The sequence below is a fragment of the Actinopolyspora lacussalsi genome (assembly GCA_030803735.1).
In the GTDB taxonomy this organism is placed as follows: Bacteria; Actinomycetota; Actinomycetes; order Mycobacteriales; family Pseudonocardiaceae; genus Actinopolyspora; species Actinopolyspora lacussalsi.
On the sequence record JAURUC010000001.1, the window covers coordinates 2,582,080 to 2,602,252 of the forward strand.

18 protein-coding genes are annotated in these 20,173 nt (G+C 68.2%); 5 read left to right on the forward strand and 13 right to left on the reverse strand.

Annotation, left to right across the window (positions count from 1 at the left end):
* Positions 1 to 20 precede the first annotated feature (20 nt).
* Positions 21 to 713: a uracil-DNA glycosylase gene (locus tag J2S53_RS11480; RefSeq protein WP_456242772.1), complete on the reverse strand. Its 693-nt coding sequence runs from the start codon at positions 711 to 713 to the stop codon at positions 21 to 23.
* 155 nt (positions 714 to 868) lie between these two features.
* Between J2S53_RS11480 and J2S53_RS11485 the strand changes: the two genes are divergently transcribed.
* Positions 869 to 2,347, forward strand: a complete 1,479-nt coding sequence (locus tag J2S53_RS11485; RefSeq protein WP_456240958.1) for a S10 family peptidase — start codon at positions 869 to 871, stop codon at positions 2,345 to 2,347.
* Between the two features lie 339 nt (positions 2,348 to 2,686).
* Here J2S53_RS11485 and J2S53_RS11490 read toward each other — a convergent pair whose 3' ends face one another.
* The 6 genes from J2S53_RS11490 to J2S53_RS11515 all read right to left on the reverse strand — a co-directional run bounded on the left by J2S53_RS11490 (position 2,687) and on the right by J2S53_RS11515 (position 9,785).
* Positions 2,687 to 3,721, reverse strand: coding sequence for an ABC transporter ATP-binding protein (locus J2S53_RS11490; protein WP_456240959.1), 1,035 nt, complete (start codon positions 3,719 to 3,721; stop codon positions 2,687 to 2,689).
* Positions 3,714 to 4,733, reverse strand: coding sequence for an ABC transporter ATP-binding protein (locus J2S53_RS11495; protein WP_456240960.1), 1,020 nt, complete (start codon positions 4,731 to 4,733; stop codon positions 3,714 to 3,716). Before J2S53_RS11495 ends, J2S53_RS11490 begins: the two co-directional genes overlap by 8 nt.
* Before the next feature lie 14 nt (positions 4,734 to 4,747).
* Positions 4,748 to 5,764 (reverse strand): ABC transporter permease, encoded by a 1,017-nt coding sequence (locus J2S53_RS11500; protein ID WP_456240961.1) that lies wholly within the window; start codon positions 5,762 to 5,764, stop codon positions 4,748 to 4,750.
* Positions 5,757 to 6,683, reverse strand: coding sequence for an ABC transporter permease (locus tag J2S53_RS11505; RefSeq protein WP_092923272.1), 927 nt, complete (start codon positions 6,681 to 6,683; stop codon positions 5,757 to 5,759). Before J2S53_RS11505 ends, J2S53_RS11500 begins: the two co-directional genes overlap by 8 nt.
* 276 nt (positions 6,684 to 6,959) lie before the next feature.
* Positions 6,960 to 8,624: a peptide ABC transporter substrate-binding protein gene (locus tag J2S53_RS11510; RefSeq protein WP_456240962.1), complete on the reverse strand. Its 1,665-nt coding sequence runs from the start codon at positions 8,622 to 8,624 to the stop codon at positions 6,960 to 6,962.
* A gap of 207 nt (positions 8,625 to 8,831) precedes the next feature.
* On the reverse strand, positions 8,832 to 9,785 hold the full coding sequence (locus J2S53_RS11515; protein ID WP_456240963.1) for a Ppx/GppA phosphatase family protein: 954 nt from the start codon (positions 9,783 to 9,785) through the stop codon (positions 8,832 to 8,834).
* Between the two features lie 660 nt (positions 9,786 to 10,445).
* Here J2S53_RS11515 and J2S53_RS11520 point away from each other — a divergent pair.
* Positions 10,446 to 10,799 (forward strand): hypothetical protein, encoded by a 354-nt coding sequence (locus J2S53_RS11520; RefSeq protein WP_456240964.1) that lies wholly within the window; start codon positions 10,446 to 10,448, stop codon positions 10,797 to 10,799.
* Positions 10,800 to 10,846: 47 nt separating this feature from the next.
* On the opposite strand, the gene J2S53_RS11525 is transcribed toward J2S53_RS11520, so the two are convergent.
* Positions 10,847 to 11,938, reverse strand: coding sequence for a lytic murein transglycosylase (locus tag J2S53_RS11525; RefSeq protein ID WP_456240965.1), 1,092 nt, complete (start codon positions 11,936 to 11,938; stop codon positions 10,847 to 10,849).
* 550 nt (positions 11,939 to 12,488) lie between these two features.
* Between J2S53_RS11525 and J2S53_RS11530 the strand changes: the two genes are divergently transcribed.
* A complete protein-coding gene (locus J2S53_RS11530; RefSeq protein ID WP_456240966.1) occupies positions 12,489 to 14,150 on the forward strand; it encodes an isovaleryl-CoA dehydrogenase in 1,662 nt (553 codons plus the stop codon).
* 333 nt (positions 14,151 to 14,483) lie between these two features.
* On the opposite strand, the gene J2S53_RS11535 is transcribed toward J2S53_RS11530, so the two are convergent.
* From J2S53_RS11535 to eno, 3 genes are read right to left on the reverse strand one after another with little or no spacing between them, the layout of a single operon-like run.
* Positions 14,484 to 15,011 (reverse strand): DUF501 domain-containing protein, encoded by a 528-nt coding sequence (locus tag J2S53_RS11535; protein ID WP_456240967.1) that lies wholly within the window; start codon positions 15,009 to 15,011, stop codon positions 14,484 to 14,486.
* Positions 15,008 to 15,547 carry an FtsB family cell division protein gene (locus tag J2S53_RS11540; protein WP_456240968.1) on the reverse strand — a complete coding sequence of 180 codons (540 nt, stop codon included), beginning with the start codon at positions 15,545 to 15,547 and terminating at the stop codon, positions 15,008 to 15,010. The genes J2S53_RS11535 and J2S53_RS11540 overlap by 4 nt, the downstream gene beginning before the upstream one ends.
* 3 nt (positions 15,548 to 15,550) lie before the next feature.
* Positions 15,551 to 16,837, reverse strand: a complete 1,287-nt coding sequence (gene eno, locus J2S53_RS11545; RefSeq protein WP_092922613.1) for a phosphopyruvate hydratase — start codon at positions 16,835 to 16,837, stop codon at positions 15,551 to 15,553.
* Positions 16,838 to 17,104: 267 nt separating this feature from the next.
* Between eno and J2S53_RS11550 the strand changes: the two genes are divergently transcribed.
* Positions 17,105 to 17,488 (forward strand): tetratricopeptide repeat protein, encoded by a 384-nt coding sequence (locus tag J2S53_RS11550; protein ID WP_092922616.1) that lies wholly within the window; start codon positions 17,105 to 17,107, stop codon positions 17,486 to 17,488.
* 268 nt (positions 17,489 to 17,756) lie between these two features.
* Here the strand turns inward: J2S53_RS11550 and J2S53_RS11555 are convergent, their stop codons facing one another.
* Complete coding sequence (locus tag J2S53_RS11555; RefSeq protein ID WP_456240969.1) at positions 17,757 to 18,596, reverse strand: lytic murein transglycosylase; 840 nt, start codon at positions 18,594 to 18,596, stop codon at positions 17,757 to 17,759.
* Between the two features lie 220 nt (positions 18,597 to 18,816).
* Between J2S53_RS11555 and J2S53_RS11560 the strand changes: the two genes are divergently transcribed.
* Positions 18,817 to 19,299 (forward strand): hypothetical protein, encoded by a 483-nt coding sequence (locus tag J2S53_RS11560; RefSeq protein WP_456240970.1) that lies wholly within the window; start codon positions 18,817 to 18,819, stop codon positions 19,297 to 19,299.
* A 104-nt stretch (positions 19,300 to 19,403) separates the two neighbouring features.
* Here J2S53_RS11560 and J2S53_RS11565 read toward each other — a convergent pair whose 3' ends face one another.
* Positions 19,404 to 20,147, reverse strand: coding sequence for a lytic transglycosylase domain-containing protein (locus tag J2S53_RS11565; protein WP_456242773.1), 744 nt, complete (start codon positions 20,145 to 20,147; stop codon positions 19,404 to 19,406).
* Positions 20,148 to 20,173: the final 26 nt, after the last annotated feature.

Below are 20,173 nucleotides of genomic sequence, written 5' to 3' on the forward strand. Positions count from 1 at the left end.
ATGCGCCAGGTGGTGCGGCCTCACGCCAACCCCGCCGCTTCCTTGGCGCGTCCCAGCACGTCGCGCAGCATCTCCGGGGTGAGCCTTCCGGTGAAGGTGTTCTGCTGGCTGACGTGGTAGCAGCCCAGTAGCAGCAGCTCCCCTCCCGCCGTGTCGCGCAGCGTCGCACGGGCGCCGTGACCGAACCTCGGCTTCGGCCGGGGCACTTCCCAACCACCGGCCGCCAGCACCGGCAACAGGGCCTGCCAGCCGTAACCACCCAGCACCACGACGACTCGCAGGGTGGGTCGGAGCAGCTCGAACTCGCGTGCGAGCCAGGGCGAGCAGGTGTCGCGCTCCGCGGGGGTCGGCTTGTTCGCGGGAGGGGCGCACCGCACCGGCGCGGTGATCCGCGTACCGTACAGCCGCAGCCCGTCGTCGGCCGACTCGGAGCGCGGCGCCGAGGCCAGGCCCACGTCGAACAGCGCCCGGTAGAGCACCTCACCGGAGCGGTCCCCGGTGAACATGCGTCCCGTCCGATTCGCCCCGTGTGCGGCGGGTGCCAGTCCCACCAGCGCCAGCGAGGCGTCGGAGGGCCCGAACCCCGGTACGGGTCTGCCCCAGTACTCCTGCGTACGAAAGGCGGCGCGCTTCTCTTCGGCCACCCGTTCCCGCCAGCTCACCAGTCTGGGGCAGGCGCGACAACCGGTGACCGCCTCGTCCAGCTCGGCCAGCGTGCTCGCCTCGACCGTCGAGGTGGTCGGCTCGACCGGCCCCGGGACGGGTGCTCGGGAGTGTGTCTCGTTCACCACGGTCACAGTGGCACATCGCTCGAACACCCCTGCGCGGGCCACCGAATCCTCCGATCGAGGCGATTAGGCTACGGCACATGACAGCCAGTGAGGAAACCGACAACACCGGCGAGTCGAACCGGCAGTCGAGCACGCCTTCGGCCGAACCGACCGACGACCTGGTCAGCACACATCACACGATCACGGCCAACGGCAAGCAACTCTCCTACACGGCCACGGCGGGCCGGTACGTGCTGCGGGAGGAGAGCTACACCGACGGCAAGTTCGACGGGCACGTCGCCGGCGCCGAGGTGTTCGTGACCTCGTACGTGGCCGATTCGCCGGAGTCGTCCGACCGTCCGGTCACGTTCGCCTTCAACGGCGGTCCCGGAGCGGCCAGCGCGTTCCTGCACATGGGGCTGCTGGGGCCGCGCAAGGTGGTCTCCGGCGACGCGGGCCAGCTCGCGGCCCCACCGTACGGGCTCACCGACAATCCGGAAACGCTGCTGGCACACAGCGACCTGGTGTTCATCGACCCGGTATCCACCGGTTTCTCCCGGGCGGTTCGCGGTGGCAAGGCGGGCGACTTCCACGGTTACCGGCGCGACATCGAGTCGGTGGCGGAGCTGATCCGGCTGTGGACCACGCGCAACGGCCGCTGGCTGTCGCCCAAGTACCTGGCGGGCGAGTCCTACGGCACGCTGCGGGCCGCGTCACTGGCCGAACACCTGCAGAGCAAGCACGGGCTCTACCCGAACGGGTTGCTGCTGATCTCGACGGTGCTGGACATGGGCACGATCCGCTTCACCGAGGGCAACGACCTGCCCTACAGTCTCTTCCTGCCGACCTACGCGGCCATCGCGCACCACCACGGCAAGCACGGGGACCGGCCGCTGCGCGAGGTGCTGGACGAGGCCGAGGAGTTCGCGGCGCGGGATCACCCGTGGGCGCTGCGGCAGGGTGCCCGGCTGTCGGACGAGGACCGCGCCGAGGTGGTGCGGCGCACCGCCGAGTTGACCGGGCTGAGCCCGGACTACGTGGACCGGGTGAATCTGCGGATCGAGCACCTGCGGTTCTTCACCGAGCTGTTGCGCGAGAAGCGGCTGACCGTCGGTCGCATGGACGGACGCTTCACCGGTTGGGAGCCCGACGCGGGCGGCGAGCACCTCTCGGACGACCCGAGCGTCTCGGGGATCATCGGAGCCTACTCGGCCGGGGTCAACCACTACCTGCGGCAGGAGCTGGAGTACTCCAACGACCTGCCCTACGAGGTGCTGTCCCCACGGGTCCATCCGTGGTCCTACGAGGACTTCGAGGGGACGGCGGTGACCGCGACGGACAAACTGGCCAAGGCGATGCGCAGCAACCCGCACCTGCGGGTGCACGTGGGCTGCGGGCACACCGACGGGGCGACGCCGTACTTCGCGGCCGAGCACACCCTGGCACAGCTGGAGATCCCGCGGGAACTGCGCGACAACATCGAGGTCCGCTACTACCCCGCCGGGCACATGATGTACGTGCACGAGCCCTCGCGGATCAAGCAGTCCGCAGATCTCGCCGAGTTCGTCTCCCGGTGAAGCGGTTCGTCCGCTCGGTTTGCTCGGTCGGTCCAGTGGCGGAACCTCGCGCACGACTCTCGCTCCGGGGAGGCCCGACATCGGGTAGCGACCTACCCAACGTCGGGCCTTCCTCGCGAGAGTCGCACGAGAGAACCCGCGGCGGTGCCGATTGCGAGGGTGGTCGGAGTTCGGCCTGCGGGAGTGGTGGAAGCTCAGCCCTGCGTCGTAGCGGCGCCGCGATTTCGCGAGAAATTGACGCCGACCGGGACCGCACCGCCGCACCGGGGCGTCGATTTCTCGCGAAATCGACGCCCCCACCACCGCGAAGAGATGCCCTTCGAGGAGGCAGCGTTCCCCTCAGGAAACGACGTGGTCGTTCCGTTCGGCGAAGTGACAGGCACTGGGGTGGCCGTCGGCCAGTTCGAGATCGATGCGGCCGCCGTCGCGCCGCACGGCCAGCTCGGGCTCCTGCTCGGCACAGATGTCCTGCGCCTTCCAGCACCTGGTGCGGAACCGGCAGCCGGACGGCGGGTTCGCCGGGCTGGGCACGTCGCCGGTCAGCCGGATGGCCTCCCTGCGGTCGCGCACCGAGGGATCGGGCACGGGCACCGAGGACAGCAACGCCTGGGTGTAGGGGTGCTGCGGGTGCTCGTAGATCTGGTCCTCGGTCCCGTTCTCGACCATCTTACCCAGGTACATCACGCCCACCCGGTCGGAGAGGTGCCGCACCACGCCGAGGTCGTGGGCGATGAAGATGTAGGACAGGCCGAACTCGGACTGCAGATCACTCAGCAGGTTCATCACCTGCGCCTGGATGGAGACGTCCAGTGCGGACACCGGCTCGTCGCAGACGATCACCTTGGGCTTGAGCGCCAGCGCACGGGCGATGCCGATCCGCTGCCGCTGTCCACCGGAGAACTGGTGCGGATAGCGCCGCACGTGCTCCGGGTTGAGCCCGACGGTGTCGAGCAGCTCCTGCACCCGCCGCTGCCGGTCGCCCTTCGGCGCCACCTCGGGGTGGATCTCGAACGGCTCGCCGACGATGTCGCCCACCGTCTTGCGCGGGTTCAGCGAGGTGTAGGGGTCCTGCAGCACGATCTGCATGTCCCTGCGCAGCTGCCGAAGCTGGGACGCGCTCTTCTTGCCGAACATGTCCACACCCTCGAACAGCGCGCTGCCGCTGGTGGGCTGCTCCAGCCGCATCAGCACCTGGGCCAGTGTGGACTTGCCGCAGCCGGACTCGCCCACGATGCCCAGCGTCTCGCCCCGGTTGAGGTCGAAGGAGACGCCGTCCACCGCCCGCACGTGACCGATGGTCTTCTTGAACACGATCCCCTGCTGCACCGGGAAGTGCTTGACCAGGTCGCGAACTTGCAGAATCGGCTCACTCACTGCTGATCAACTCCTCGGCGAAGTGGCAGGCGCTGTAGCGCCCGGGGCGGAGTTCGAGCAACTCCGGAACCTTCCGGCGGCACTCGTCCGTGGCGCGGTGACAACGCGGGTGGAACGGGCAGCCCTCGGGGATGTTCGCGAGGTTGGGCGGGAGCCCCTTGATGCTGGCCAGCTGTTCGCCCTTCTGGTCCAGCCGGGGAATGGACTCCATCAGCCCCTCGGTGTAGGGGTGCGCGGGGCGCTTGTACAGCGATTCCGCGTCGGACTCCTCCACCACCCGACCGGCGTACATCACCGCGATGCGGTCGGCGACCTCGGCGACCACGCCGAGGTCGTGGGTGATCAGGATCAGTCCCATCCCGCGTTCGCGGCGCAGCTCGTCCAGCAGATCCATGATCTGGGCCTGCACCGTCACGTCCAGCGCCGTGGTCGGCTCGTCGGCGATGAGCAGGTCCGGGTCCAGCGCCAGCGACATCGCGATCATGGCGCGCTGCCGCATGCCGCCGGAGAACTGGTGCGGGAACTCCTTCACGCGCTGCTTGGCGTTGGGGATCTTGACCAGGTCCAGCATCTCGGCGGCCTTGGCCATCGCGTCCTTGCGCGACATCCCACGCCGGAAGCGGAACTGCTCGGCGATCTGGAATCCCACGGTGTAAACCGGGTTGAGCGCGGAGAGGGCGTCCTGGAAAATCATCGCCATGTTCTCGCCCCGCAGGCCACGGCGACGGTCCTCCGTCGCGGAGAGGAGCTCCTCCCCGCGATAACGGATGGCTCCCTTGGTCACGAAGCCCGGCGGAGTGTCCAGAATGCCCATCACGGTCTGCGCCGTGACGCTCTTGCCGGAGCCCGATTCGCCGAGCACGGCGAGGGTCTCCCCCGCGTCGACGTGATACCCCACCCCGTTGAGCACGTTCGCCGTGGCCTCGCGGGTGCGGAACTCGACGTGCAGGTCTTCCACTTCGAGCAGACGCGACTCCGGCGAGCCGCCCGTGCTGTCGTCGGTAGCCGACAAAGCGGCCCTCCTTACTACCGTTGTTTCGGATCCAGCGCGTCGCGCACCGCGTCACCCAGCATCACGAACGCCAGAACCGTGATCACCAGGAAGCCCGCCGGGAATAGCAGCATGTGCGGCGTGCTGATGATGTACTGCTGCGAGTCGGAGATCATCATTCCCCAGGAGACGACCGGGTACTGCAGCCCGAGCCCCAGATAGGACAGCGTCGCCTCCAGCCCGACGAACTGGCCGAGCGCGATCGTGGCGTAGACCATCACCGGAGCCAGGCAGTTCGGCAGCACGTGCTTGAAGATGATCCGCGTGTGGCTGGCACCCAGCGCCTTGGCGGCGTTGACGTAGTCCTGCTGCTTGGCAGCGATCGCGGCCGAACGCATGATGCGCATCGAGATCGGCCAGGCCAGTGCCCCGATGGTGAGGATGACCTGCAGCATGATGCGTATCGTGCCGGGCGCTCCCTGGATACCGGCGTTGAACACCGACAGGATGACGATGGCGCCGAGCACGAACGGCAACCCCAGGAAGATCTCGGCGAACCGCGCCAGGAAGCTGTCGGTCTTGCCTCCGAAGTAGCCCGCGAACAGCCCCACCAGCGAACCGATGGCCACTGTGAGCAGCGTGGCGAGCACACCGACCACGATGGAGGCACGCGCGCCGTGGATCACCCTGGTGTAGATGTCGCGGCCGATCGAGTCGTAGCCGAACGGGGCGTCGGCGGACGGTCCCTGGCGGGCCAGCGTGAGGTTCTGCGCGTTGGGATCGCCCGGCGCGAAGAATCCCGGAAAGATCGAGATCGCGACCAGCAGCAGAATGATGACGCTGCCGATGATGAACAGCGGCTTGCGCCGCAGCTCGAGCCAGGCGTCGCCCCAGAGTCCCCGCTGCTTCTCCTGCTTGGGAGCCTGCTGCCGCGGTTCGGGGGCGCCGGACGACTCACCGCCGTTCTCCCCCTGCTTTCTCGCTTCGATCTCACCTTCGGCGTAAGCCCCGGCAGCGAGAATGTGCTGCTGGCCTTCCCCTGCGTTAGTCATATCGGATCCTCGGGTCCAGAGCCGCGTAGAGAATGTCCACCAGCAGGTTCATCAGCAGGTAGACAACCACCAACAGGGTGACCACGCCGGTGACGGTGACGCCCTCCTGGGTCTTGATGGCATCGAAGACGAGGCCGCCGATGCCGTGGATGTTGAACACACCCTCGGTCACGATGGCACCGCCCATCAGCGCACCGAAGTCGGTACCGATGAAGGTGATCACCGGGATCAACGAGTTGCGCAGCATGTGCACCGAGACCACCCGGCGCGGTTTGAGGCCCTTGGCCGTGGCGGTGCGGATGTAGTCCGCGCGCTTGTTCTCGAACATCGCGGTACGCGTCAACCGGGCGATGTAGGCCATGGACAGGCTGCCGAGCACGAGCCCGGGAGCGATGAGTTGTCCGATGGTGGGATCACTGCCGACCGAAGGCTGGATCCATTCGAGCTGCACGCCGAACACGACCTGGATGATGAACCCGCTGACGAAGACCGGCACCGCGATCAGGAAGAGCGTGGCGGCGAGCACGAGATTGTCCACAAAGCCCTTGCCGCGCAGCGCGGTCAGAATGCCGGCGGCGATGCCGATCACTGCCTCGAAGACCAGCGCGATGGTGGCGAGTTTGAGGGTGACCGGATAAGCGTTCTGGATCAGCGTACTGACCTCGATGCCGTTGAAGGTCTGCCCGAAGTTGCCGCTGAACAGCTGCCCCAGGTAGAGGACGTACTGCACCGGCAACGGTTTGTCCAGGTTGTATTCCTGGGTCATCTGCTCGATGAACGCGGGCGGGCAACCACGCGGCCCGCACATTCCCGCGAACGGGTTGCCGGGGATGGCCCAGACCAACGAGTAGATGATGAACGTCGTTCCGATGAACACCGGAATCAACTGCAGCAGCCGCCGCAGTATGTATCGGCCCACCGAACCCTCCTTCGACGAGGACACACCCGGTCCACCGCCGCTTTTGGCGACGGTGGACCGGGCAGAAACAGTCCGTAACCCGAGAAGACCTCGCGGAATGGCGATTACGGGTGACCGGTTCTCCGGCAGGGCCGTCGACTCCGCCGCGTCGCGGGGCACATCGAGTGGTCACTCACCCTACGTGCCCCGCTCTCCCACGGCGCAGCCAGCTCATGTGCCGAAGCGCCACCTACCGTGCAGGAGGGTCACCCTAGCCGTTCCGGAACGCCTTCTGACTCACTCTCCCGCCTGAGCCACCTTGAAGGTGCTGATCGCGGGAACCGTGCGGGAGTTGAGCGTGCCCTCGGCCAACCGGTTCGAGGTCGCACCCTTCACCGCGTTGGTGAACAGCGGGATGGACGGCACGTCCTTGCCCAGCTGCGATGCCGCCTCGTTGTAGAGCTGGTTGGCCTTGTCCACGGTGGCGGCCTTGTCGGCCTCGGCGATCAGGTTGTCGAACTTCTCGCTCGAGTAACCGGTGTTGTTCGCCGAACCGCTGGAGGTGTAGAGCGGCTTGAGGAAGGTCCGCGGCGTCGGGTAGTCGGCGACCCAGCCGTAGCGGAACGGACCGGTCATCTCGTCGTTGTCCATCTGGTCCTGGTAGGTGCCGAAGGTGGGAACGGCGTTGAGACCGACCTTGATGCCCAGGGTGTCCCGGATGCTGCCCGCCACGGCGGTGATCCACTGCTTGTGCGCACCGTCGGCGTTGTAGCTCAGCGTCAGCTGACCGTCGAAACCGCCCGCCTTCTCCAGGTGCTCCTTGGCCTTGGCCTTGTCATAGTTGCACCACTCGCCGCAGGAACCCTTGTCCGGACCACCGGGGAAGTCGGGGGCGATCCAGCCGGTGGCGGCGGTGGCCTCACCGTTGAAGACCTGGTTGACGATCTTCTCGCGGTCGATCGCCAGTGACAGCGCCTTGCGCAGGTCGGGGTTCTTGAACTTCTCCTTGTACATCGGGAGGTTCAGCACGGTGATGCCCATGCGCGGCTTGGAGATGGCTCGGTCGCCGAGCTCGTCCTTCCACCGGTTGTCGGCCAGCGCGGAGGTCGGGATGACGTTGATCACGTCCAGATTGTCGGACTTGAGGTCCTGGTAGGCGGTCTGCGCCTTGTTGTAGACCACCAGCTTGACCGCGTCGACGCTGCCCGCGTCAGCGCCCTTGTAGTCCTTGTAGCGGGTCAGCGTGAGGCTCTGCTGCGGCGTCCGGCTCTCGAACTCGTAGGGCCCGTTGCCGACCGGGTTCTTGAGGAACTCCTCCTTGTTCTCGAAGAACGCATCCGGCATCGGCGAGAACGCCTGGTAGCCGAGCTTGGTAGTGAAGACGCTGAACGGCTTCTTCAGCGTGATCGTGAAGGTGTGGTCGTCGACCACCTTCAGGCCGGACATCTTCTCGGCGGAGGGTTCCGGCGGTTCCTTCGGGCCGCTCTCGCCGTCGGGGTCGGCGGGGTGAACCTCGTCGTAGCCCTGGATCGCGTTGAACATGTCGGCGTTCTGCTGCGCGTTGCCCGCGTAGGCGCCGTAGTTCCAGGCCCGGACGAAGTTGTCCGCGGTGACTTCCTCACCGTCGTGGAACTTCCAGCCCTGCTTCAGCTTGACCGTGTAGGTCTTCTTGTCGTCCGAGAGCTCGATGGACTCGGCCATCGCGTTCTCCGGCTCGAAGGACTTGGGGTCGTACTCCACCAGACCGGTGAACATCGGGTTGAGGACTTGGCTCCCGTTGGTGTCGTTGCTGTTGGTGGGAACCAACTCGCTCTGCGGCTCGGCCCACTGGACCGTGATCGGGTCCTCCAGGGTCCCGGTTGCCTCGGTGATGGCGCTGCCGCCACCGCCGCCGCAGCCTGCTGCCAGCAGGGCCGCCGACAGCGATGCCGCGACCGGCGCGACCATGCGTCGCTTGCGCATCAAATTCCTCCCGCTGTCTACGTGACTCCTCGCCGATCAGGGCGAGGGTCGCCACGCCGACGACCTCGGGTCGTCGGATGAGTGCGAGCGTAAACATAAGCGAGACACAGTTCACGGCAATGAGCTGTCACAAAGCCGTCACTTTCTTTCTCGATTCAGCAAGATAATCACCCAATTGACGGAATGAAGTGTCTCACATGGCGGGATTCAACCGATCGAAAGGGCGATACCGTCGAGGATGTCGTGCTCACTGACAGTGATATCCGTGATCCCCGCGCGCTCCGCCAGCTCGGCCGCGAGGACGCTGACGACCAACGCGCCTCCCCCGATGACGTCCACCCGCCCCGGATGCATCGGCCCCAGCGCGGCGCGCTGCTCGTGATCCATCGCCAGCAGCTCCCGCGCGGTCTCGTCGACACTGGTCCGGGACACACGGGAGAGATGGATCGCCGCTGGATCGTACTCGGGCAGATCGTGCGCGAGCGCCGAGAGCGTGGTGACGGTGCCCGCCACCCCCACCCAGCGGCGCGCGGCGGAGACGTCCACGGCGGCGAACGCCTCGTCCAGCACCTCCCGCGTGAGCTCACCGGCGATCTTCACCTCATCGGCGGTAGCCGGGTCGTTGTGCAGGCAACGCTCCGTGAGACGCACGCATCCGATGTCCGCTGAGTGGGATCCGACGATCTCGGCCTCCTTGCCGTCCCAGTGGCCGAGCACCAACTCGGTCGAACCGCCCCCCACATCGGCCACCAGGAATGGGCCGTCCGCGGGATCCAGATCGCCCACCGCGCCGATGAAGGAGAGCCTGGCCTCCTCCGCGCCGGTGATGATCTCGGCCTCCACACCCAGCGTCTCGCGGACCATCCCGAAGAAGTCCTCGCGGTTGGCCGCGTCCCTGGTCGCCGAGGTGGCCACCATCCTGGTGCGCTCGACGGCCTCCTCCCGGATGCGCTCGTCGTAGTCGTGCAGCGCCTGCCTGGTGCGGTCGAGCGCATCCTCGGACAACCTGCCGGTGGCGTCGACCCCCTGCCCCAGCCGCACGATCCGCATCTCGCGGTGCAGATCGCGCAGTTCGCGCGTGCCGTCGTCGTGCACGGTCACCTCGGCGATCAACAGCCGGATCGAGTTCGTCCCGCAGTCGATCGCAGCCACGCGCACCATGCTTCCTCCTGCTTCGAAGTCTCCCGGTTGATTTGACAGGGTGCTCGCTTGGCGGAACCTCTCGCACGGCTCTCGCTGCGGGAGGCCCGACATCGGGTAGCGACTACCCAACGTCGGGCCTTCCTCGCGAGAGCCGCACGGGAGAACCCGCGGCGGTGCGGACTGCGTAGGTGGGTGTTTCGGCACTGGCGTGCCGAAGGAGATCCCACGGTTAGCAGCAACCCGGCCGGAAAGTCTCGGAGGAATGACGGAACGAAAGTCGGTGAACCCTGTCGATTCGTCGTCCGTCCCGAGCACCTTGTCGGGTCCAGGCTATTGCAGCGCAGGGTGGGCGGCACGGGCGACCCGAACCGATTCGGTCAGCAGTACGCGGAAGTGTCGCCGATGCTCGCCCGCATAGCGGCTCGGTGAGCGGCGCGAGCGGCACCGCGCGGGATCGGACAAGGGAGATACCGGTGGATTTCGGCGTGTCGGTGTAGGGAAAGTCACGACTTGTACAACGAAACGGTGAACAGCCGGCCCAGATCGGGCAACTGGAGCCGCAACCGGACAATCGCGTTATAGGGTTTCCCGTTCGGTGCCGGGTTCGCAGCACGCGGAAACCGAAGTTTCGCGGGAACCGGAAACGCACCGGCCAACGACGTCACGGAAGGATCGAAAGTGTCCTATCAGGACTACCAACAGTACCCCGAACAGCAGCCGAGCAACGGCCTCGGAACCGCCGCGCTCGTGCTCGGCATCATCGGGGTGGTGCTGTCGCTGATCCCCGGGATCGGGATCATCGCCTGGCCGGTCGTCATCGTCGGCATCATCCTCGGCATCATCGGCATCCGGAAGGTCTCCCAGGGCAGGGCCACCAACAAGAGGGCCGCGATCACGGGGACGATCCTGTCCGGTGTCGGCCTGGTCATCTGCATCATCTGGGCCATCCTCGCGATCTCGGTCTTCCAGTCGCCCGAGTTCCAGAACGAGTTCCAGGAGCAGATGAGTCGGGAGATGGAGCAGCAGAACTGACGGCCTCCCCGCGGAGCGCGTTCCGCGACGCGTGCGGAACGCGCCGGTCAGTCGCCTGAATTATCCGGCTCCTCGACGTCGGGCTCGGTGCTCGACGCGGCGTCACTCCCCGATTCGCTTCCGGTGGGGGCGGATTGCCCGGCCGGCCGCTGCGCCGTCTCGGGCACGATCGGTTCGAAGGAAGGCACGGTCTCCGAGGGACCGGTCTCCGAAGACGAGGTTTCCGGGGGCGAGGCCGGGGACAACGGCGGGAACTCGCCAGGAGGTCGCTGACCACTCGGTTCCGGCCCGTTGCTCGGGGCCGGTGGGTGGACCACCTCGCCACTTCGTTCGGGGGCTGCCGGTCCGAGCTCGGAAATGTCCGGCGCGGGCGTGGGATGGCCGCCGGTGCGGTAGGCGGTGGCCCAGCCGAGCACGTCACGCACGTAGCGTTCCGAGTGGTTGTACTCGAACACCGCGCGGGCCAGCTCCTCCTCGCCGCTCAGATCCCCGCCCACCGCGCACAGGTATTTCCCGGCAGCCAGCGCCGCGTCGTGCGCGTTGTGCGGGCTGGCGACACCGTCGTCGTTGCCGTCCACGCCGTAGCGGTCCCAGGTGGCGGGCAGGAACTGCATCGCGCCCACCGCGCGGTCCCAGACCGGGTCCCCGTCCAGCTCACCGGCATCCGTGTCCGGCACGGCGGCGAATCCCGCACCACCGTTGAGCCGTGGCCCGAGGATCGCGGTCACGGTCGTCCCGGAGTCGTCCACCCGACCGGAGTTGCCGTGGTCGGACTCGACACGTCCGATCGCCGCGAGCACCGACCAGTGCAGCCCGCAGGACGGCTCGGTCTCCGAGATCCGGTCCGCGGCGTCGCGGTAGGCCCGCAGCATCGGCTCCGGAATCCCGGCGGGCCCGTCCGGCACCCGGATGGCGGAACCCGCTCCGGTGTCCGGTTCGGAAGGCTCCCGCATCGAACGACTGTCCCGGAGCAGTCGCACGCCGGGTTCCCGCTGTTCGGGCAGCTCCCCGGTGACCCCCAGTTGTCTCGGCGGCGTTCCGGGACGGTCACCGCCACCCGGATCGCCGAACATCGCGGCCGTGAGCGCGTTGGCACCACCGACCAGCACGAACGGCAACAGCAACGCCAACAGCGCCAACAGCGAACCGACCGGTGGTCTGCGCGGACCGCGACGGGCGGTCGGTTTCGGAAGTGTTTCGGATTCGGAATGCCGGGGCCACCACGAAGGTTGGTCACGTCGCCGCCACGGCGACGTTCTGCTCCGACGCGGCACGATCGCCCTCCCCAGTTGGTCCTCGCGGCATCGCCGACTCCCTCCGGATTGCAACTCATCAGCGCGAAGATCGCCCGATGAACAGCGGTTTCCCGGCGCGGGTTGCCGGGGTGGTGCTGTGGCGGAACCTCCCGCACGTCTCTCGCTGCGGGGACGGCGACCTCGGGTAGCGACCTACACAACGTCTCCGGCGTCCTCGCGAGAGCCGCACGGGAGAACCCGCGGCGGTGCCGACTGCGAGGGTGGTCGGAGCGCGGCCTGCTGGAGTGGTGGGGTTCGGCTCCGCGTCGTAGCGGCCCGGCGATTTCGCGAGAAATTGACGGCCACCCGGCCCGGGCCCCTCGCGTGGCTGCGCCGCTCGATCGGGAGCGACGACTACTACTGTTCGGTAACCGATATGTCCTACGCTGCGGGCATGACGCAGCCCGGAGAGTCCGCAGCCGACTTCGCCATCCAGGCGACCCACCAGGTCAGCAATCAGCCGCCCCCGCTGGACGACTTCGATCCACTGGACTGCGACCCGGCACTGCGGGAGGCACTGGCCGAGCACGGCCGGTCGGAACGGATCGAGCAACTGCGTCCACTGGCGCGGCAGGCGGGCTCCGCCACCGCACGTGAGCACGGCAGACTCGCCAACGAGCACCCGCCGGTGCTGCGCAGCCACGACCGCTACGGTCACCGCATCGACGAGGTGGAGTTCCACCCCTCCTGGCACTGGCTGATGGAACGCGCGGTATCCGAGGGGCTGCACGCGGCACCGTGGGCACCGGACGCGCCGGAAGGGGCGCACCTGCACCGCGCCGCCGGATTCTACCTCTGGTCGCAGGCCGAAGCGGGCCACGGCTGCCCGATCTCGATGACCTTCGCCTCGGTCCCCGCCCTGCGGCACAGTCCGGAGCTCGCCGAGGTCTACGAACCGGGACTGCGCGCCACGAACTACGACTTCGGTCTCCGGCCCGCCGCGAACAAGCGCGGTCTGCTGGCCGGGATGTCGATGACCGAGAAGCAGGGCGGTTCGGACGTCCGCGCCAACACCACCACGGCCGAGCCGCTGGCCGACGGCAGCTACCGGATCGTCGGACACAAGTGGTTCACCTCGGCACCGATGAACGACCTGTTCCTCACGCTGGCACAGACCCCTGCCGGGCTGAGCTGCCTGCTGGTTCCCCGGGTACTGCCGGACGGCACGCGCAACGCGGTACGGCTGCGGCGGCTCAAGGACAAGCTGGGCAACAAGTCCAACGCCTCGGCCGAGCTGGAGTACGAGGGCGCGATCGGCTGGCTGATCGGCGAGGAGGGGCGCGGGGTGCGCAGCATCATCGACATGGTGTCGATGACCAGGATGGACTGCGTGCTCGGTTCCGCAGCCAACATGCGCGTCGCGCTCTCGGAGGCGGCGCACCACGCCGCGCACCGCGCCGCCTTCGGCAGCACGCTGAACCGGACCCCGCTGATGCGCGCGGTCCTCTCGGATCTGGCGGTGGAGTCGGAGGCGGCCGTCGGCCTGGCGATGCGACTGGCGAGCGCGATCGACCGGGGACAACGCGGTGACCGGGCAGAACTGGATCTGCTGCGGTTGGCGCTGCCCGCCACGAAGTACTACGTCTGCAAGCGCGCTCCCACGGTGATCGGCGAGGCGCTGGAATGCCTGGGAGGCAACGGCTACGTCGAGGAGTCCGGCATGCCCCGGCTATACCGGGAGGCGCCGCTGCTGTCCATCTGGGAGGGCTCGGGCAACGTAACCGCGCTGGATACCCTACGAGCGCTGCACAAACAGCCCGACACGGCCGAGACGCTGCTGGCCGAGCTGGACCGTACGGCCGGACGGGACGAGCGCTACGACCGCTCGTTGCGAAAGCTGCGGGAGGAACTGGGCGAACCGCGCGAGGAACGGGCTCGCGCCCTGGCGGAACGGCTCGTGCTGACGTTGCAGGCGAGCCTGCTGCTGCGCACCGCCCCCACGGAGGTCGCCGAAACCTTCCTGGCGACCCGGCTGGACGGTGACGGCCACACCCTCGGCGCCACCGGGACCAGATCCGACGTCCTGCTGGACCGGGTCACCCCCCGCGGGGACTGAAGCCGCCGAACCCCCACCACTCCCGCGGTCGGCGCCGCCGCGATACCTGGTCTGACCAGGACTAGAGCAGGGCGGAAGCGCCACCCGATTTCGGGGCGGCGTCAATTTCTCGCGAAATCGCCGCGCCGCTACGACGCGGAGCCGAACTCCGACCACCCCCGCAGGCCGAACTCCGACCATGCTCGCAATCGGCACCGCCGCGGGTTCTCCCGTGCGGCTCTCGCGAGGAAGGCCCGACGTGGCGTAGGCGTGGCTACTCGATGTCGGGCCTCCCGCAGCGAGAGCCGTGCGAGAGGTTCCGCCACGGGACCAAGCACGCAACCCGTCCGGAAGTCACCCGAACCCGGGAAAGAGCTCCGGTGCTTCAGTGGGCCACCGTTGGGCGATCACGTCGAGCGCCTCGTCCCCGAACGGGTTAACCCCGCGCCCCTTGGCAAGCGAGTGGGCCACGTGCACGTGCAGGCACTTCACCCTGCCGGGCATCCCGCCCGCGCTGACCTCGGTGCCGAGCGGTTCGAGCGCGTCGCGCTCGGCGAGGTACTCCCGGTGCGCGCGGCGATACCGCTCGGCCAGCTCGGCGTCGGTGACCAACCGCTCGGTCATCTCGCGCATCAGCCCCTCGGACTCCAGCGTGGACACCAGGGTCACCAGCCGGGGTGCGGTGAGGTAGTACAGCGTGGGGAACGGAGTCCCGTCCGGCAGCCGGGGGCTGGTGCGCACCACGGTGGGTTCGCCCGAGGAGTCGCGGGTGACCACGTCACGCATTCCCCTCGGCGGACGACCCAGTTGGCGCCGCACGATCAGCCGGTCGTCCTCGGTCGCGGTGGGCTCACCGCTCGGGTCCACGCCCGACACTGTCACTTCCCCTCTCCCGTGAAGGTGTTCCACATCCGCTGGTACCACGGTTTCGACTCCGGAGCGGCCTTCTCCTCGGACTGCTGCTTCTCCTCGGAGGGCAGATCGACGATGTAGGGCGTTTCGCCCGGCCGGACGTAGCCGAGGCGCTCCCGCGCCTCGGCCTCCAGCCGACTCGGGTCCGACAGTTCCGCCTTACGCTCCGACAGCCGCTGCACCTCCTCGCTCAGCTGCTGCTCCCGCTGCTCCATGTCGGACAACTCGTCGAGCTGCCCGAGATACGTGCGCAGCGGAACCGAGACGCTCAGCGCCATGGCGCACACGAGGGTGGCCAGCACGGCGGCCCGCCTGGTGGAGGAGAGCTTGAAAGCACCACCGGTGCCCGCCGGGGTCCGGGCCCCTCGGGACCCGGACCTCCGACGTGGCGCGGTCCTGCCGTCCGAGTCACCGCGCGGGCGCCGCGCACGCGTCGACTGCCGGGTACGGCTCGTGCCGTCCGCCTCGTTCCGTCGATCGCGTTGTGCCGGTCGCCCGGTCGGCATGGATCACACCTCCGCGCTGAACCTGGGGAAGGCCAGTTCACCCGCGTAGCGGGCGGCGTCGCCGAGGTTCTCCTCGATGCGCAGCAACTGGTTGTACTTGGCCACCCGCTCGCTGCGGGCCGGCGCACCGGTCTTGATCTGGCCGCAGCCGGTGGCCACCGCGAGATCGGCGATGGTGGTGTCCTCGGTCTCGCCGGAACGGTGACTCATCATGCTGCGGTAGCCGCAGGAGTTCGCCAGGTTCACCGCGTCGAGTGTCTCGGACAGCGTGCCGATCTGGTTGACCTTGACCAGCAGCGCGTTGGCCGCGCGCCGGTTGATGCCCTCCTCCAGCCGCTCCGGGTTGGTCACGAACAGGTCGTCGCCGACGATCTGGACCTTCTCACCGATCTCGGAGGTCATCCGGGTCCAGCCGTCCCAGTCGTCCTCCGAGAGCGGGTCCTCGATCGAGACCAGCGGGTAGGAGTCGAGCAGCTCGGTGTAGTAGCCGATCATCTGCTCGGCACTGCGCTTGGAGCCCTCGAACTGATAGACGCCGTCCGAGTAGAACTCGGTCGCGGCGACGTCGAGCGCCAGCGCGACGTCCCTGCCCAGCTTGTAGCCCGCCTTGTCCACGGCGGTGGCGATCAGGTCGAGCGCCTCGCGGTTGTTGGGCAGGTCGGGTGCGAAGCCGCCCTCGTCACCGAGTCCGGTGGCCATGCCCTTGCTCTTGAGCACCGACTTCAGCGCCTGGTAGGTCTCGGCGCCCCAGCGCAGCGCCTCCGAGAACGAGTCGGCCCCGATGGGCGCGATCATGAACTCCTGCATGTCCACACCGGTGTCGGCGTGTGCGCCGCCGTTGAGGATGTTCATCATCGGTACCGGCAGCACGTGCGCGTTGGGGCCACCCACGTACCGGAAGAGTTCGAGCCCGGTCGACTCGGCTGCCGCCTTGGCGGTCGCCAGCGAGGCACCGAGCATCGCGTTGGCCCCCAGCCTGGACTTGGTCGGAGTACCGTCCAGGTCGACGAGCTTCTGGTCGACCACGCGCTGTTCGATGGCCTCCACGCCGACCAGCTCCGGCCCCACCTCGTCCAGCACGCCGGCCACTGCCTTCTCCACGCCCTTGCCGCCGTAGCGCTCGGCGGCACCGTCGCGCAGCTCGACGGCCTCGTGTTCGCCGGTCGATGCTCCGGAGGGAACGGCAGCGCGGGTCAGCGTGCCGTCATCCAGGGCCACCTCGACCTCGACGGTGGGGTTGCCCCGCGAGTCCAGGATCTCGCGAGCGCCGACCTGCTCGATGATCGCCACGTGTGCTCCTAACAAGCTTTGTGAATCCGAGACGCTACGGCCCGCCGCGATGCTTCCACCGGCGGTCCCGCCGGTGCGGGCCGGGCGCCCGACGACTGCCTCCGAGCCTAACCGGGCGCTCTGATCGTCCGCCGCAGGCTCGCGGTCAGGCTCCCGGCATGTGCGACGAACGCGCCGATCCGACGGGTGATCACGGGAACCGAGTTGGCAACATCCGACCGAGCACTATGGCGGAACCGTCGATCGAGTCGTACCGTTGGTGTGGTAATGAGGGCTGAAGGTACCGTAGAAGCTTTCCGCAAAGCGGAAACCCTTGTGTCGCAGCGACGCCCGCTGGAGGCGTTACGCGCGCTCGGTCCGGTGCTCGAAGAGGATCCGGACAAGCCGAGCGTGCAGCTGCTGGCAGGACGCGCGTATCTGTTCTCGGCGCAGTTCCAGCGTGCCGAACTGGCGTTCCTGCGAGTCATCGAACTGGACCCGTCCGACCACTATGCCCGACTAGTACTGGGAAGAACCCTGCAACGGCAGGGAAGACTGAACGAGGCGCACACCCAGGTGCGGTTGGCCACGACCATGTACCCCGATCCCGCGTACCAGGAAGTACTTGGAGAGATCCGAGCGCACATCGCTCGGGTCAACGCGACCGAGTGACGTATCCCACCGCCAACACGACAGTCCCGCATTTCGTAGAGCGATACTCAACGCGGCTCCCTCGTGCCCGTCGAGTGGGGACCTGCTTCAGCGCGCCCAAGCCCCCATCCCGTAACCGGCACCGCCGCGGGTTCTCACGGGTCGTCTCGCGAGGACAGCCTCGACGTGGCGTGTAACTACTCGATGTCGAGGATCCCGCAGCGAGACGGCCCGTGAGGTTCCGCCAACCGCACCGCCAAGCAGACCGAGCCGCACTCCCGACACCACGTCATTCGTCGCGGCTACCCGCTTGGGCGTATCGCTCGGCCAGGCTGAACACCTTCCTGGCGTAGGAAACCGAGTTGTTGTAGGACATCACACCGGACCACCAGCCGTCGCCGCTGCGCATGTCGCGCCCGCCGGCGCACAGGTAGCGCGCGGCGGCCATCGCCGCGTCGTCGAGGTTGTGCGGGTCGCCGACCCCGTCGCCGCTGCCGTCGGTGCTCCACTTCGCCCAGGTGGAGGGGATGAACTGCATCGGCCCGACGGCGCGGTCGTGGACGGGGTCACCGTCGAGCACGCCGTCGTCGGTGTCGGTGATGGCACGCACGTCCTCGCCGCCGTCCAGCGGCACTCCGATGATGGGGCTGGAGGGAACCGCGTCGGCGCCGAGCCTGCGTCCGTTGTAACGGCCGTGGTCCGACTCGATCCGCCCGATGCCCGCCAGGGTCGCCCAGTCCACGCCACACTCCGGGGAGCGGCTGCGCATGGCCAGATCGGCATTCACATAGGACACCAGCGCCCGGGACGGGACGTCGACGACGGCGGCCACCTCGTTGGCCCAGTCGCGCACCGGGTCCTCGCCGGATTCGTCGCCGGGTTCGGAGGCGGTCGCGGACCGGCCGGGGGCGCTCGATCCCGGCTCCACCGGGGCGGGTTCGACGCTCTGCCGCGCCAGCGGGGGCGCCTGCGGCGCGGCGGACGGTTCCCCGAACACAGCCACCGCACCCACACCGAGCACGGTGCTCGCCACCGTGCCCACCGCGAGGACACCGCGTCCGGCGACGGTCAGCACCGCACGCGAGACCGAGCGGGAACGCGGGGGCTTCGACGAAGCGGATTCGGTCACTGCAACAGGTTAGGCGACTTGTCCAGCCGTACCCGACCTCCGTTCGGGGCGGTCCGGATCCTTGTTCGTAACGGCCCGAATCCCGATCTTGCTGTGGGAGACTGAAATGTCCTCCGCGTCCGGCACGCGGAGCACGAGACGCACCACCAGTGATCCCGAGAAGTCGAAATGTCGGACGAGCTGTCCGTCGTGAACGCGGCAGCGCGGAGCCGCGTCAACGGTGCGCTGTGAAGCGGCACTGCTGCTCGTCGGCTCGATCGGGGTGCTCTCCGGCGCGTTCGCCGCCTTCGGGTTCTACCACCGCCCGCTGAACCCGTTCGCGCACGCGCTGACCCCGTGGGTAATGCTGGCCGTGCTGGTCAGCGCTCGCCGAACTCCTCGCACGGCCGTGCCGCGCACCATCGCCTGCCTGCTCGGTGCGGTGGTGGCCTTCTACGTCGGCAAGCCGCTGCTCTACAACACCGTCTACTATCCCGACGCGCCCGAGATCGGGATCCAGGTGAACAACCTGGTCATGTGGTGTGTGCTGGCGGTGTTCGCCGGGGCAGTGCTGGGAGGTGTCTTCTCCGCCATCAGCGGTGGCTCCTGGTCGGGTTCGGCGGCCACCGCCACCGCGCTCGCACTGCTGCTGGCCGCCACGATCGAAGAGACGGGATTCGGGTTCGCGGACAGCGATCTCCTGCTGCAGCGTATGACGCTCTGACCGGCGACGGAAACGGGACGCGACAGGGGAGTTTCCTCCGACGCTCGCGGCACGAAACCTCGCGCACGTTCCCCGAATCACCCCCGGTGGATCGGGTGGACACTTCACTGCTTCCGCAGCAGTTCGCGGCTGCGCTTGCCGTAGTCGTCGGCGTGGTCGAGCACCTGCTGCACGTACTCGCCGCTGGCGTTGTACCGCAGCACGGCGTCGCGGAACTGCTCGGCACGGCGCAGGTCGCTGCCCGAGTCGCAGAGGTAGTAGCCCGCGGCGAGCGCCGCGTCGTCGAGATCGTCGGGGTCCGCCACCCCGTCGGCATCGCCGTCGCGTCCCCAATCACGCCAGGTGCTCGGGATGAACTGCAGCGGGCCGACGGCGCGGTCGTAGACCGTGTCGCCGTCCAGCTCCCCATCGTCGGTGTCGCGGATGAGCCGCACGCCCTCGCTGCCGTCCAGCGGGATCCCCCTGATGGGCGGCTCGGGGCGGGCGGTGCTGTCCAGATCCGAGCCGCCGTAGCGGCCGTGACCGGACTCGACGGCGCCGACCCCGGCGAGCACCGACCAACTCAGCCCGCAGTCCGGCCTGGTGCGTTCCAGGGCCAGTTCGGCGTAGCCGTAGGCCTCCAGCGCGGCCAGCGGGATGTTGAGCTCGTCGGAGAGGTTCTCGGCCCAGTCGGAGAGCTGCCGCTGTGGACGGGGAGTCGTGGCCGGATCGGCGCCGCCGGGTAACGGGCGCACCTGGGGTGGCTGCGCCCCGGCACGGGGTGGTGCCGTGGCGCTGGGCAGCCGGGACCGATTCTGCTGCCCCCCGTTGTCCAGCAATCCGGCCAACAGCACGAGCACTGCGAGCATCGCCAGTCCGCTCAACAGCACGAGCG

Bases quoted from the DNA above. Each gene is read 5' to 3' on its own strand.
- J2S53_RS11550 (WP_092922616.1), top strand. From the start codon at position 17,105: ATGAGGGCTGAAGGTACCGTAGAAGCTTTCCGCAAAGCGGAAACCCTT.
- J2S53_RS11565 (WP_456242773.1), bottom strand. From the start codon at position 20,147: ATGCTCGCAGTGCTCGTGCTGTTGGCCGGATTGCTGGACAACGGGGGG.
- J2S53_RS11540 (WP_456240968.1), bottom strand. From the start codon at position 15,547: ATGCCGACCGGGCGACCGGCACAACGCGATCGACGGAACGAGGCGGAC.
- J2S53_RS11510 (WP_456240962.1), bottom strand. From the start codon at position 8,624: ATGCGCAAGCGACGCATGGTCGCGCCGGTCGCGGCATCGCTGTCGGCG.
- J2S53_RS11485 (WP_456240958.1), top strand. From the start codon at position 869: ATGACAGCCAGTGAGGAAACCGACAACACCGGCGAGTCGAACCGGCAG.
- J2S53_RS11515 (WP_456240963.1), bottom strand. From the start codon at position 9,785: ATGGTGCGCGTGGCTGCGATCGACTGCGGGACGAACTCGATCCGGCTG.
- J2S53_RS11530 (WP_456240966.1), top strand. From the start codon at position 12,489: ATGACGCAGCCCGGAGAGTCCGCAGCCGACTTCGCCATCCAGGCGACC.
- J2S53_RS11500 (WP_456240961.1), bottom strand. From the start codon at position 5,764: ATGACTAACGCAGGGGAAGGCCAGCAGCACATTCTCGCTGCCGGGGCT.